9 protein-coding genes and 1 pseudogene are annotated in these 12943 nt (G+C 70.6%); 6 read left to right on the top strand and 4 right to left on the bottom strand.

What is annotated here, in order from left to right; translation table 11 throughout:
• Positions 1-45 precede the first annotated feature (45 nt).
• From ACFY0T_RS04915 to ACFY0T_RS04900, 4 genes are all read right to left on the bottom strand, one after another.
• Positions 46-1305, bottom strand: a complete 1260-nt coding sequence (locus ACFY0T_RS04915; protein WP_388864599.1) for an MFS transporter — start codon at positions 1303-1305, stop codon at positions 46-48.
• A complete protein-coding gene (locus ACFY0T_RS04910; RefSeq protein WP_388864597.1) occupies positions 1302-2618 on the bottom strand; it encodes a GH1 family beta-glucosidase in 1317 nt (438 codons plus the stop codon). Before ACFY0T_RS04910 ends, ACFY0T_RS04915 begins: the two co-directional genes overlap by 4 nt.
• 122 nt (positions 2619-2740) lie before the next feature.
• On the bottom strand, positions 2741-3007 hold the full coding sequence (locus tag ACFY0T_RS04905; RefSeq protein WP_388864595.1) for a protealysin inhibitor emfourin: 267 nt from the start codon (positions 3005-3007) through the stop codon (positions 2741-2743).
• Positions 3008-3050: 43 nt separating this feature from the next.
• Positions 3051-4121, bottom strand: a complete 1071-nt coding sequence (locus ACFY0T_RS04900) for a M4 family metallopeptidase (protein WP_388864593.1) — start codon at positions 4119-4121, stop codon at positions 3051-3053.
• 320 nt (positions 4122-4441) lie between these two features.
• Here ACFY0T_RS04900 and leuA point away from each other — a divergent pair, with 320 nt between their 5' ends.
• From leuA to ACFY0T_RS04870, 6 genes and pseudogenes are all read left to right on the top strand, one after another.
• On the top strand, positions 4442-6172 hold the full coding sequence (leuA, locus tag ACFY0T_RS04895; RefSeq protein WP_388864591.1) for a 2-isopropylmalate synthase: 1731 nt from the start codon (positions 4442-4444) through the stop codon (positions 6170-6172).
• Between the two features lie 187 nt (positions 6173-6359).
• A complete protein-coding gene (locus ACFY0T_RS04890; RefSeq protein ID WP_388864589.1) occupies positions 6360-7055 on the top strand; it encodes a TerB family tellurite resistance protein in 696 nt (231 codons plus the stop codon).
• A 140-nt stretch (positions 7056-7195) separates the two neighbouring features.
• Positions 7196-9295 (top strand): MMPL family transporter, encoded by a 2100-nt coding sequence (locus tag ACFY0T_RS04885; protein WP_388864588.1) that lies wholly within the window; start codon positions 7196-7198, stop codon positions 9293-9295.
• 71 nt (positions 9296-9366) lie between these two features.
• A pseudogene (locus tag ACFY0T_RS04880) lies at positions 9367-10554 on the top strand (sensor histidine kinase); the annotation flags it as partial.
• A 218-nt stretch (positions 10555-10772) separates the two neighbouring features.
• Positions 10773-11444 (top strand): response regulator, encoded by a 672-nt coding sequence (locus ACFY0T_RS04875; RefSeq protein ID WP_388864586.1) that lies wholly within the window; start codon positions 10773-10775, stop codon positions 11442-11444.
• A gap of 153 nt (positions 11445-11597) precedes the next feature.
• Complete coding sequence (locus ACFY0T_RS04870; protein WP_388864584.1) at positions 11598-12806, top strand: exo-alpha-sialidase; 1209 nt, start codon at positions 11598-11600, stop codon at positions 12804-12806.
• Positions 12807-12943: the final 137 nt, after the last annotated feature.

Raw genomic sequence — 12943 nt, 5'->3', positions numbered from 1 at the left:
CGCCCGCTCAGCCGGCAGTCGCCCGCTCAGCGGGCAGGTACCCGCTCAGTCCACGCCCTTGATCCGCCCCACCAGCACCGCCCCCGCCAGCCCGATCACCGCCGCCACCAGATACAGCACCCGGTATCCGCCCAGATACGTCACGATCGGCGCGGCCAGCGCGGGGGCGGCGACCTGGGGGAGGGCGTTGGCGATGTTGATGACGCCGAGGTCCTTGCCGCGGTCCAGGGCCTTGGGGAGGACGTCCGTCATCAGGGCGAAGTCGACGGACGTGAAGACGCCGAAGCCGATGCCCAGCACCGCCGCCGCGACGATCGCGCCCGGCCAGGTCTGCCAGCCGGACAGGGCCGCCGTGGCCACCGCCATCAGGACGCCCGACCAGATCACGAACGGCTTGCGGCGGCCCACCCGGTCCGACCACACCCCGCCCACCACGACGGTGGCGAGCAGCGTGACGCCGTTGATCGCCGTGAGGATCAGCACGCCCTCGTCCGGGTCGTCGTAGTGCAGGCGGTCCCTCAGGTAATAGAGCAGGTAGAGGAGGACGAGGGCGTTGCTCAGGTTGATCAGGAAGCGGGTCAGCCAGGCCCAGGCCAGGTCGGGGTAGCGGCGCGGGCTCAGCCAGAAGGAGGTCAGGAAGGCGCGCCAGGACCAGACGGGCCGGGCCGAGGCGGGCAGCCGCAGGTCCTGGTAACGGAGTACGTACGGCAGGACGCCCACCAGCGTGAACACCGCGCACGCCGCGTACCCGCCGCCCACGCCTCCCGTCACCGTCGCGAGGCCCGTGCCGCCGACCACACCCAGGATCTGGGCCGCGCCCAACCAGCCGCCCACAGAACCCCGTTGGAGCCGTGGCACCCGGTCGGGCACGGCCGCCGTGACCGCGGCGAAGGCGGCGTTCAGCGTCAGCTGGACCAGACACCAGCCGACCGTCATCGTCCACATGCCGCCCGCGCCGGCCAGGAGCAGCAGGGACAGCGCGCCGCCCGCCGCTCCCGCCACGATCCACGGCGTACGGCGGCCCCAGCGCGCGGTCGTGCGGTCGGACAGGGCGCCGAAGAGGGGGTTGGCGACCAGGGAGACGACCGCGCCGGCGCCCGTGACCCAGGCGAGCATCGTCTCCTTCGACATGCCGGTGCCGGGCGCGAAGTCCTCCGCCTGGGAGGCGAGGAGGATCTGCAGCGGGCCGTACCAGCCCACCCAGATCGCCCCGTTGGCGAGCGAGAGCGCCGAGGTCCAGCCCCGGCCGACCCGCTCGACGGGCTCGGCCAGAGCGGTCAGCCGTACGGAGTCCTCGGTGGTCATCTCTGCGCCCGCAGGGCGTCCCGCAGCCACGCGTACGACGCCTTCGGAGTCCGCTCCAGCGTGTCGTAGTCGACGTGGACGAGACCAAAGCGGCGTGCGTACCCCTCCGCCCACTCGAAGTTGTCCATCAGCGACCAGACGAAGTAGCCGCGTACGTCCACGCCCTGCTCCCACGCCCGGTGCAGCGCCCGGACATGACCGTCCAGGAAGGTGATCCGCTCCTGGTCGTCGATGCCCTCGTACGAGCAGCCGTTCTCGGTGATGACCACGGGCGGGAGCCGGTCGCCGTAGCGCTCGTGGAAGCCGACCAGCAGCTCGGTGAGCGCTTCCGGGACGACGGGCCAGCCGAAGTCCGTGACTGGATAGCCCTCCAGTTCGCGGACGGAGAAGGGGAGTTCGGCGGGCAGGGTCAGTCCGCTGAACTCGATCTCGGCGCCCTCGGGGGCGCCCACCTTGGTCGGCTGGTAGTAGTTGATCCCGTACCAGTCCAGCGGCTCCGCGATGACCTTCAGGTCCGACTCGACGTCGCCTGGCATCAACTCGCCGATGCCCTGCGGGTATTGGCCCAGCAGCAGTGGGTCGGCGAACAGCCGGTTGAGGAGGAGGTCGTAGAAGTCCGCGGCCTCCACGTCCTCGGTGCGGCGCGATGCCGCCCAGGTCGGGCCGTGCGAGTTGGCGATCCCGATGTCGGTGACTCCGGCCGCGCGCAGCGCCTGTACGGCGAGGCCATGGGCGAGGAGCTGGTGGTGGGCCACCGGCAGCGCGTCGAACAGGAGCTGCTTGCCGGGGGCGTGGGCGCCGAGCGCATGGCCCAACAGGGTGTGCTCGGCAGGCTCGTTGAGGGTGATCCACTTCTGTACGCGGTCGCCGAGGCGTGCGGCGACGACGGCCGCGTACTCGGCGAAGCGCTGGGAAGTGTCCCGGCTCAGCCAGTCCAGCTCCACCGGCAGGTCCCAGTGGAAGAGGGTCGGCACCGGGCGGATGCCCGCGGCGCAGAGTTCGTCCACCAGGCGGTCGTAGAAGTCGAGGCCGCCGGGGGAGTTCACGCGGGGCCAGGAGATGGAGAAGCGGTATGCGTCCACTCCGAGGCCGGCTATGAGTGCGACGTCCTCTGGGTAGCGGTGGTAGTGGTCGCAGGCCACCTCCGCGTTCGAGCCGTCCTTTATTCGGCCGGGTTCGGCCGTGAACGCGTCCCATACCGAGGGGGCGCGTTCGGTCACGGCCCCCTCGATCTGGTGGGCCGAGGTGGACACGCCCCAGAGGAAGCCGGGCGGGAACTGCGGGAGGGGGTTCGTCGCCATGCGCGCGATCATCCGTACCGGCGGTAACAGAAGTCAACGGTACGGAGTGAACTAGGCGTTATGGCTTTCGGGGGCGCCTACGGGGGGAGGGGCCCCGCGCCCCGTGACCGGCGCTCCCCTCGAACGCCCGGTTTCTACGCGCCCTCCTTCAGCACCCTCGAGATCAGCTTCCTCTGCTCCTCCGTCAGTCTCGGATCCGCGGCGTACACCGTCTTGTCGTCCACCGTGATCTGGTATTTGAAGCCGTCCGGAACGCCCACGGGAGGCGTGCCCCGGCCGGCGGCGATTGCCTGTTCGGCCAGGGCGTGCCACTCGTGGGCGTCGGGGCGTTCCGAGGTGTCCACCTCGGCAAAGCGCTCGATGCCCGCGAACCCGCCCGTGCGCCTCACCTGAATACGCATGGTTCCTGTCTAGTACGAGTCGGCGGACGGTGCTACCCGAGCGCTACGTGCTCGGTACTCCGACCTGCTCCCAGGCCTTCAGTACGGACTGGAGCTCCTCGCCCTCGCCGTAGCGGCCGCGCGCCTGCGCGACCGTCAGCTTGGCGAAGTCGGCGAAGCTCGCCTGGGACTCCAGCTCGCCGCCGGTGAGGACGTCGTACCAGATCTGTCCGGCCCGCTCCCACGCGTGGCCGCCGAGGGCCTGGGCGACGAGGTAGAAGGCGTGGTTGGGGATGCCGGAGTTGATGTGGACACCGCCGTTGTCGCGGCCCGTGCGGACGTAGTGGTCCATCGTGGCGGGCTGCGGGTCCTTGCCGAGCACGTCGTCGTCGTACGCGCTGCCCGGCTCCTTCATGGAGCGCAGCGCCGTGCCGGTGACGCGCGGGGCGAGGAGCCCCGCGCCGATCAGCCAGTCGGCCTCGGCGGCGGTCTGGCCGAGCGTGTACTGCTTGATCAGCGAGCCGAAGACGTCCGACATGGACTCGTTCAGGGCACCCGGCTGGCCGAAGTAGGTCAGGTTCGCCGTGTACTGGGTGACGCCGTGGGTCAGCTCGTGGCCGATGACGTCGACCGGGATGGTGAAGTCGAGGAAGATCTCGCCGTCACCGTCGCCGAACACCATCTGCTCGCCGTTCCAGAACGCGTTGTTGTAGTTCTGGTCGAAGTGCACGGTGGCGTCGAGCGGCAGGCCCTCGCCGTTGATCGAGTTGCGCTGGTACGCCTTCAGGTACAGCTCGAAGGTGGCGCCCAGACCGGCGTACGCGCGGTTGACGGTGGCGTCCTTGCCGGGCTTGTCGCCCTCGCCGCGGACCTTCTTGCCGGGCAGGTCCTGGTGGTGGCGGGCGTCGTAGATCGTGCGGTGCGGCTTCTCCTCGGCCGCTTCCCTGGGCGGGGCGACGCTCGGGGCGCCGATGACCGTGGTCAGCCGGCGGTGGGTGCGCTCGTAGGCGTCGCGCTCGAGGGTCTGGCGCGCGGGTCCGGCGAGTGCGGGGTCCTCGTGCTGGGCGAGCTTGTCGAGGACGTGGGGCGGCACGATGGTGCAGAAGACGGGCTCGAAGCCCCCGTTGGTCGTCATGCCCGGCACCCTTGCACTGAGTTATGCCACTGTCACTACCTGCAACCAAGATTGGTGAAATGGGGCGATAAGGAGGCCCACGCTCCGCAGAAAAGTGGTATGGAGCACTATTTGTCCAAAATGCTCCAGCGATCCCGCATACTGATACGGCCCCCCGCGAGGAGCACGGCTCGGCTAGGCTGCGGAGCATCATGCGTTTCGGGCTGCTTCTCCTTAGCTGCCGCGGCGAGGGCCTGTAGTCGAGGCCGACCCCCTCCCCGCGGAGTCTGGCGTTGCGCCGTCGGCCGTCCTTTCCGGACACCACGAGGAGCCCACGCACCATGGCGAACAGCCAGAACCGCCAGCAGCCCACGTCCATGCCGATCCACAAGTACGGCCAGTACGAGCAGGTCGACATCCCCGACCGCACCTGGCCGAACAACCGGATCACCGTCGCCCCTCGCTGGCTCTCCACCGACCTGCGCGACGGCAACCAGGCTCTGATCGACCCCATGTCGCCCGCCCGCAAGCGCGAGATGTTCGACCTGCTGGTGAAGATGGGCTACAAGGAGATCGAGGTCGGCTTCCCCGCCTCCGGCCAGACCGACTTCGACTTCGTGCGCTCGATCATCGAGGAAGAGGGCGCGATCCCCGACGACGTGACGATCTCCGTACTGACCCAGGCCCGTGAGGACCTGATCGAGCGGACCGTCGAGTCGCTGAAGGGCGCCAAGCGCGCGAACGTCCACCTGTACAACGCGACCGCCCCGGTCTTCCGCCGGGTCGTCTTCCGCGGCTCCAAGGACCAGATCAAGCAGATCGCCGTCGACGGCACGCGCCTGGTCATGGAGTACGCCGAGAAGCTGCTGGGCCCGGAGACCGAGTTCGGCTACCAGTACAGCCCCGAGATCTTCACCGACACCGAGCTGGACTTCGCGCTGGAGGTCTGCGAGGCGGTCATGGACGTCTGGCAGCCCGGTCCGGGCCGCGAGATCATCCTCAACCTGCCCGCCACGGTGGAGCGTTCGACCCCCTCCACGCACGCGGACCGCTTCGAGTGGATGGGCCGCAGCCTGTCCCGCCGCGCGTACGTCTGCCTGTCGATCCACCCGCACAACGACCGCGGTACGGCCGTCGCCGCCGCAGAGCTGGCGCTGATGGCCGGCGCCGACCGCGTCGAGGGCTGTCTGTTCGGGCAGGGCGAGCGCACCGGCAACGTCGACCTGGTCACCCTGGGCATGAACCTGTTCTCGCAGGGCGTCGACCCGCAGATCGACTTCTCCGACATCGACGAGATCCGTCGTACGTGGGAGTACTGCAACCAGATGGAGGTCCACGCACGCCACCCGTACGTCGGCGACCTCGTCTACACCTCCTTCTCCGGCTCCCACCAGGACGCCATCAAGAAGGGCTTCGACGCGATGGAGGCCGACGCGGCCGCCAAGGGCGTCACGGTCGACGACATCGAGTGGGCCGTCCCGTATCTGCCGATCGACCCGAAGGACGTCGGCCGCTCGTACGAGGCCGTCATCCGTGTCAACTCGCAGTCCGGCAAGGGCGGTATCGCCTACGTCCTGAAGAACGACCACAAGCTGGACCTGCCGCGCCGCATGCAGATCGAGTTCTCGAAGATCATCCAGGCGAAGACGGATGCCGAGGGCGGCGAGGTCACGCCGAAGGACATCTGGGCGACCTTCCAGGACGAGTACCTGCCGAACCCCGACAACGCGTGGGGTCGTATCCAGGTCAAGAACGGCCAGTCCACGACGGACAAGGACGGCGTGGACACGCTGACGGTCGAGGCCTCGGTCGACGGCGCGGACACGGTCCTGACCGGTACCGGCAACGGTCCGATCTCCGCGTTCTTCGACGCCCTGCAGTCCGTCGGCATCGACGTACGCCTGCTTGACTACCAGGAGCACACGATGAGCGAGGGCGCCTCCGCGCAGGCCGCCTCGTACATCGAATGCGCGATCGACGACAAGGTCCTGTGGGGAATCGGTATCGACGCGAACACGACACGTGCCTCGCTGAAGGCCGTCGTCTCCGCGGTCAACCGCGCGGCCCGCTGACCTCGTTCACCTGGTTCTTTCCGGCCCCGTCCGCCTTTCGAAGGCGGGCGGGGCCGCGTCGTATACCGGCCAATCCAAGTGGAGGTCACGGGCAGGTCTCGTCAGGGGTACTGACTCCACATCAACAATGTGGCTAACATCACGCCAGCGCGGCGATGTTGCCGCGGGGTTACGGAGGTGTGCGACGGTGCTGCCAGGACGGGGACGAAACGGTCGTGCAGTTCAGGTTTCCCGCATTCTGGGCACCCGTACCGCGTGGACGACCGTCGGCGACGGCGAGTTCTTCTGCCCCGGCTGCGGAGGCGACCGCAACTACCAGCGCCTGACCGGCCGCCGCCGGTTCACCCTCCTCGGCGTTCCCGTCCTCCCGCGCGGCGAGACCGGACCCGTCGTCGAATGCGCCGCCTGCCGCCACCACTACGGCGCCGACGTCCTCGACCACCCCACCACCACCCGCTTCTCGGCGATGCTCCGTGACGCCGTCCACACCGTCGCCCTCGCCGTCCTCGCCGCGGGCGGCACCTGCGCCCGTACGTCCCTGGAGACCGCCGCCGGAGCGGTCCGCTCGGCCGGCTTCGACGACTGCACGGAGGACCAGCTCGGCGCCCTCGTCGAGGCGCTCGCCGCCGACACCGGCCGCGTCTCGGGGGAGCCGTGCGGCGCGAGTCTGGCCATAGAGCTCCACGAGGCCCTGGACCCGCTGGCCCCGCACCTCGCGCCGACCGGCCGGGAGGCGATCCTCCTCCAGGGCGCCCGCATCGCGCTGGCCGACGGGCCGTACACCCCCGGCGAGCGCGATGTCCTGGCCACCGTGGGCGCGGCGCTGACGATCTGCTCGGACGATGTGACGCGGCTGCTGGTGGCGGCGCGTACGCCGTCGTAATACTCCCCAGGGAGTAATCCCCCCGTTCGGCCACCCCTCGGAGTAGCCCCGAACTCGCCCTCCCGCGCGACGAACCAGACGTCGCGCGCCGGGAGCCTGGTGACTGTCCAGACACCCGGCCAGGAGGGGAGGACCCCGTCATGGGGCCCGGAAAGACAACCACGCGGACGACGAGCGCGCGTACGCGGCGAAGGGCCGTGCCCTGGGTGCTGCTCGGGCTCTGGGTGGCCGTGCTGGCGGCCGTCGGTCCGTTCGCGTCGAAGCTTGCGGACGTGCAGCACGACCGTGCCGTGGACTATCTGCCGGCGAGCGCGGACTCCACCCAAGTGGCCAAGATCGAGGACCAGTTGCCCGGCGGCGAGACCACCGAGCTGGTGCTCGTCTACCATCGCGACGGCGGGCTGAGCGCCGCCGACCGCGCCACGGCCGCCCGCCAGATCGCCGAGATCACCCAGGAGAACCCGCTCACCGCACCCCCGAAGGGGGTCCCGTCGAAGGACGGGACCACGGTGATGTACCCGGTCGCCAGCTCCGCGCCCGGCACCGACGAGAAGAAGCGCGACGCCTTCGTCAACGACGTACGCGAGGTCGCCCGCAGCGAGCACGGGATGAGCGTCGACGTGGGCGGCCCCGGCGCGCTCGCCACCGACGCCGCCGAGGTCTACAACTCCCTCGGCGGACCGCTGCTCTACACCACCGTCGCCGTGGTCGCCGTCCTGCTGATCCTCATCTACCGCAGCCCGCTGCTGTGGCTGGTGCCGCTCGCCGTCGCGGGCGTCGCCGACTACCTGTCGATGGGTGTCGCGTACGGGCTCCACGAGGCGTTCGGCACCAGCATCACCGGCCAGAGCTCGGGCATGATGACCATCCTCGTGTTCGGCGCTGGGACCGACTACGCGCTGCTGCTCATCTCCCGCTACCGGGAGGAGTTGCGGCGCTTGGAGCGGCCGTACGACGCCATGCGGGCGGCCCTGCGCGGCTGCGGGCCCGCCGTGCTCGCCTCCTCCGGCACTGTCGCCGCCGGACTGATCTGCCTGCTCGCCGCCGACCTCAACAGCAGCCGGGGCATGGGCCCGATGGGCACCGTCGGGGTGCTGTGCGCGCTCGTCGCCATGCTGACCCTGTTGCCCGCCGTACTCGTCCTGCTCGGGCGCCGGGTGTTCTGGCCGCTCGTGCCCGCGTACGGGAGTACGCCCAAGCAGCGGCGGAGCCTGTTCGCCGCGATGGGGTCCTCCGCCGGGCGCCGGCCGTACGCCGTCCTCGCGGGCGGGGCCGTACTCCTCGGGGCGCTCGCCCTGGGCGCCCTGAACCTGCCCGGCGGTCTCAAGCAGCAGGACTCCTTCGTCCACAAGCCGGATTCGGTCGCCGCCATCGAGACACTCGCCACGGCGTACCCGGGGCAGGGCACCCAGCCGATCACCGTGATCACCCCCACCGGGCGGGCGGACGCCACGCTGGCCGCCGTCCGTGACCACCAGGGGGTCGCGAGCGCCGAGCGGGGCCGGAGCGGAAAGGGCTGGACCGAGATCTCCGTCATCGCCAGGGGCGCGCCCCAGTCGGCGGCCGAGACCGCCACGATCAAGTCGTTGCGGGGAGATCTCCAGGGCTCGTACGTCGGTGGCCCGAGCGCCCAGCAGATCGACCTGCAGGACACCAACGCCCGCGACCGGCTCGTCGTCGTGCCGATCGTGCTCGTCTCCGTGCTGCTGATCCTGATCGCGCTGCTGCGCAGCCTGGTCGCCCCGCTGCTGCTGGTCGCCGCCGTGATCGCGGTGTGGGGCGCGACGCTCGGCATCGGCGGGCTGGTCTTCGGGCCGCTGTTCGGGTTCGAGGGGACCGATCCGGGGCTCGGGCTGCTGTCCTTCGTCTTCCTGGTCGCGCTCGGCGTCGACTACGGGATCTTCCTCATGCACCGGATGCGGGAGGAGTCGCTGTCCGGCGCCGAACCCGTCACCGCCGCACTGACCGCGCTGCGGACGACGGGAGGGGTGATCGCCTCGGCCGGATTGGTCCTCGCCGCGACCTTCGCCGTACTCACGAACATGGGGCTGGTGCAGCTCGTCGAGCTCGGGTTCGTGATCTCGGTCGGGGTGCTGCTCGACACGTTCCTCGTCCGGACGTACCTGGTGACCAGCGCGAGCGTCGCGCTGCGGAGGAAGGTGTGGTGGCCGGGACGCCTGTCGAAGGAGCCGGAGCCGCCGGAGTCCCCGCAGAAGACAACACCCGTCGCCGTCGGCTGAATCATGTCGGGTGCCCCTCTTCCCGGAGGGGCACCCCCCTGGCGGAGGATGAACCGGTGGACGCCAAACGCATACTGCTCACGGGCTTCGCACACCGCAGGAGCGTCAGCCCCGCGCGGGTGCTGCGCCAGGACGTGCTGCTCACCGCCGCGATGCTGGTCGTCGACGTGTCCGTGGCGCTCACGGTCGGCGGCGACGGCCGTCGGCCGGACGGGCTCGGCTGGACCCTCCTGATCGCCGCGCACGTCCCGATGGTGTGGCGGCGGCGTGCCCCGCTCGCCGCGTTCCTCGCGCTCATCGCCTGCGTCGGCCCGTACCACGCGCTGGACTTCAACCACACTGCCCCGCTGGTCGTCGCGCTGGTCGCCCTGTTCACCGTCGCCATGACGGGGCGCCCGCGGCGCTCCGTCCTGGTCGGCGGCGGCGTCATCGGCATCATGCTCACCGTCAAGTTCGGGCAGGGCGCAGCCGAGGGCGCTCAGGCGCTGCGCGTCACCGGCTGGGTCGTCGCGGTTCTCGTCCTCGGCGTGTATGTGCGCGTGCACCGCCAGTACGTCACCTCGGTCCTCGAACGCGCCGAACGCGCCGAACGGACCCGCGAGGAGGAGGCGCGCCGCCGCGTCGCCGAGGAACGCCTGCGCATCGCCCGCGACCTGCACGACCTGCTCGCCCACAGCATCACCCTCATCGGCGTCCAGACGTCCGTCGCCGCGCACGTCCTGGCCGCCGACCCCGACCGCCTCGACCGTACGGCGGTCGCCCAGGCCCTCGACGACATCTCCGAGACCTGCCGCACCGCACGCGGCGAACTGCGCACCACCCTGGAGGTGCTGCGCGCGTCCGAGTTCGGCGGCGACGGGCGCGGGCCGCTGCCCGGGCTCGACGGGGTGCGGGACCTGGTGACGGCGGCACGGACCGCGGGCGCCGAGGTGGAGACGGAGGTCGCGGTGGAGGCGGGCGACGTCCCGACCGCCGTCGGCGCCGCCGCCTACCGCATCGTCCAGGAGGCACTCACCAACGCCGTACGCCACGCGGGTCCCGACGTGAGCGTCCGCGTCGACCTGCGGTCGGAGGGCTGGGCCCTGCATGTGACGGTCACGGACGACGGCGTCGGCGACGCGGGCGGCACACCCGGCTTCGGGCTCGTGGGGATGCGGGAGCGGGCTCGTAGTGTGGGCGGGACACTGGAGGCCGGGGTGCGGGAGGGGGGTGGGTTCGGGGTGTGGGCGGTGCTGCCGCTGGGGACGGGGGGTTCCACGCGTACGGCTGGGACGTCTGGGACGTCTGTGACGTCTGTACGGGATGTCGAAGCCGTACGCGCGTCTGTTCCGGTACGCGCCTCTGATCCCGTACCTGCGTCTGATCCCGTACGCGCTTCTGATCCCGTACGCGTCTCCGATCCCGATCGTCCACATGACCCCGCACGCGTATCCGGCCCCATAGGTGCGCCTGAACTCGAACGAGGCGGAGAGCCCCGATGACCATCCGCGTACTGCTCGCCGACGATCAGACGCTCGTGCGGGCCGCGTTCGCCATGCTGGTGGAGTCGGCGCGGGACATGGAGGTCGTCGGGCAGGCGGCCACCGGCCGGGAGGCGGTGGATCTGGCGCGCAGTGCGCGGGCCGACCTGGTCGTCATGGACATCCGCATGCCCGACCTGGACGGCATCGAGGCGACCCGGCTGATCGCGGCCGACGAGGACCTGGCCGGGGTCAAGGTCCTCGTCCTCACCACGTACGACACCGACGAGCACATCGCGGAGGCGTTGCGCGCGGGCGCGTCCGGCTTCCTGGTGAAGGACACGAGACCCGCCGAGCTGCTCGACGCCATCCGTACGGTGGCCTCCGGGGACGCCCTGCTCTCGCCGGGCCCGACCGCCCGTCTGATCGCCAGTTTCCTGCGCAGCCCGTCGGCTTCCGCGCCCGCGGCGGGTGGCCCGGACGGACTGTCCGGCCGCGAGCGCGAGGTGCTGACGCTGGTCGCGCGCGGCCTCAACAACACCGAGATCGCCGGAGCGTTGGGCCTGAGCCCGCTCACTGCGAAGACCCACGTCAGCCGCATCATGGGCAAGCTGGGCGCCCGCGACCGGGCCCAGCTGGTGATCGTGGCGTACGAGTCGGGACTCGTCACTCCCGGCGCCGCGTGCTGAGCTGACGCCACATCAACACGCCGTAGCGGCACGGATATTGCTGTGTCTCCCTGGGCGCACTAGGTTCTCCTGGACATCCCATGTCGCACGTCATACGTCATACGTCATACGTCACACGTCCCATGTCTGCGTCCATCCAGTCCAGGGAGTGCCATGACTGTCACAAGCCGAAGGGTCGCGTTGGCGGCGGCCGCCGGACTGCTCACCGCGCTCGCGGCCACCGGCACCGCGTCGGGCGCGCCGCTCGCGAGCCGGGGGTGCACCTCCTCCGTGCCGTACACGGCGGGTCAGGGCGGCTACGACACGTACCGCATCCCCGCCACGGTCACCACCCGCGCGGGCACGCTGCTCGCCTTCGCCGAGGGGAGACACAACAGCGCGGGCGACACCGGCAACATCGACGTCGTCCTCAGACGCTCCTTCGACGGCGGCTGTACGTGGGGTCCGTTGCGGGTCGTCGCGTCCGGGGACGGCGACACCCGGGGCAACCCGGCGCCGGTCGTGGACCCCCGCACCGGCAGCGTCGTCCTCCTCACGTCCTACAACAGCGGTGCGGTGACCGAGGCGCAGATCATGCGCGGTGAGGTCACCGCGGAGCAGAGCCGCCGCGTCTTCGTCCAGACGAGCCGGGACGACGGCCGCCACTTCTCGCCTCCACGCGACATCACGGCGGAGGTGAAGCTGCCGAGCTGGCGGTGGTACGCCACCGGGCCGGGCCATGCGATCGCGTTGCGCCACGGTCCGCACGCCGGCCGCCTCGTCGTCCCCGCCAACCACTCCGCCGCGCCGCCGCCGGGCTCCGCCGACACCGGGCAGGAGCCCAAGTACTACGGGGCGCATGCCCTCTACAGCGACGACGGCGGGGTCACGTGGCGGCTGGGCTTCGTGGACGACTCGTACGACGGGGTCGACAACGCGAACGAGAGCGGGGTGGCGGAACTTCCCGATGGTCGGCTGTACTTCACGTCCCGGGACCAGAACGGCACGAGTACCGGTAACCGCCTCGACTCCTACTCCAGCGACGGCGGGGAGACCCTGGATCGCCCCTACGCGATCCAGCCCACCCTGAACGACGTCCCCGTGGTCCAGGCGAGCGTCCTCCAACTGACCGGCCCTTCCGCTCCCCTCCTCTTCTCCGGCCCCTCCGTCCCGACCGCCCGACAGTCCATGGCCATCTGGCGCAGCAACGACGCCGGTGCGACCTTCACCAAGGCGAAGACCCTCTCCTCGCAGCGGGCCGCGTACTCCGACCTCGTGCAGCTCGGCGCGAGCCGGGTCGGTCTCCTCTATGAGACGGGCGCGACGGGGACGTACGAGACGATCGAGTTCCGGCGGGTGCGGGTGGGTGACGTGCTGGGGTAGACGGTTTTCGCCCCCTCCGCCCCTACCCGTCCCGTATCTGGGGGCTGCGCCCCCAGACCCCCTAAAAGATTGCGCAGTTCCCCGCGCCCCTGAAGGGGCGCGGGGTACAGCGCGACAAGCCCCCACCCACCCCCGGC

The sequence above is a fragment of the Streptomyces sp. NPDC001530 genome (assembly GCF_042894545.1).
Classification (GTDB): Bacteria; Actinomycetota; Actinomycetes; order Streptomycetales; family Streptomycetaceae; genus Streptomyces.
The sequence above is the reverse complement of the archived record's forward strand: the minus strand, read 5'-3'. Positions and strand labels throughout refer to the sequence as shown.

Coding starts and splice junctions, on each gene's coding strand:
- ACFY0T_RS04915 (WP_388864599.1), bottom strand. CDS start 1,305: ATGACCACCGAGGACTCCGTACGGCTGACCGCTCTGGCCGAGCCCGTC.
- ACFY0T_RS04910 (WP_388864597.1), bottom strand. CDS start 2,618: ATGATCGCGCGCATGGCGACGAACCCCCTCCCGCAGTTCCCGCCCGGC.
- ACFY0T_RS04905 (WP_388864595.1), bottom strand. CDS start 3,007: ATGCGTATTCAGGTGAGGCGCACGGGCGGGTTCGCGGGCATCGAGCGC.
- ACFY0T_RS04900 (WP_388864593.1), bottom strand. CDS start 4,121: ATGACGACCAACGGGGGCTTCGAGCCCGTCTTCTGCACCATCGTGCCG.
- leuA (WP_388864591.1), top strand. CDS start 4,442: ATGGCGAACAGCCAGAACCGCCAGCAGCCCACGTCCATGCCGATCCAC.
- ACFY0T_RS04885 (WP_388864588.1), top strand. CDS start 7,196: ATGGGGCCCGGAAAGACAACCACGCGGACGACGAGCGCGCGTACGCGG.
- ACFY0T_RS04875 (WP_388864586.1), top strand. CDS start 10,773: ATGACCATCCGCGTACTGCTCGCCGACGATCAGACGCTCGTGCGGGCC.
- ACFY0T_RS04870 (WP_388864584.1), top strand. CDS start 11,598: ATGACTGTCACAAGCCGAAGGGTCGCGTTGGCGGCGGCCGCCGGACTG.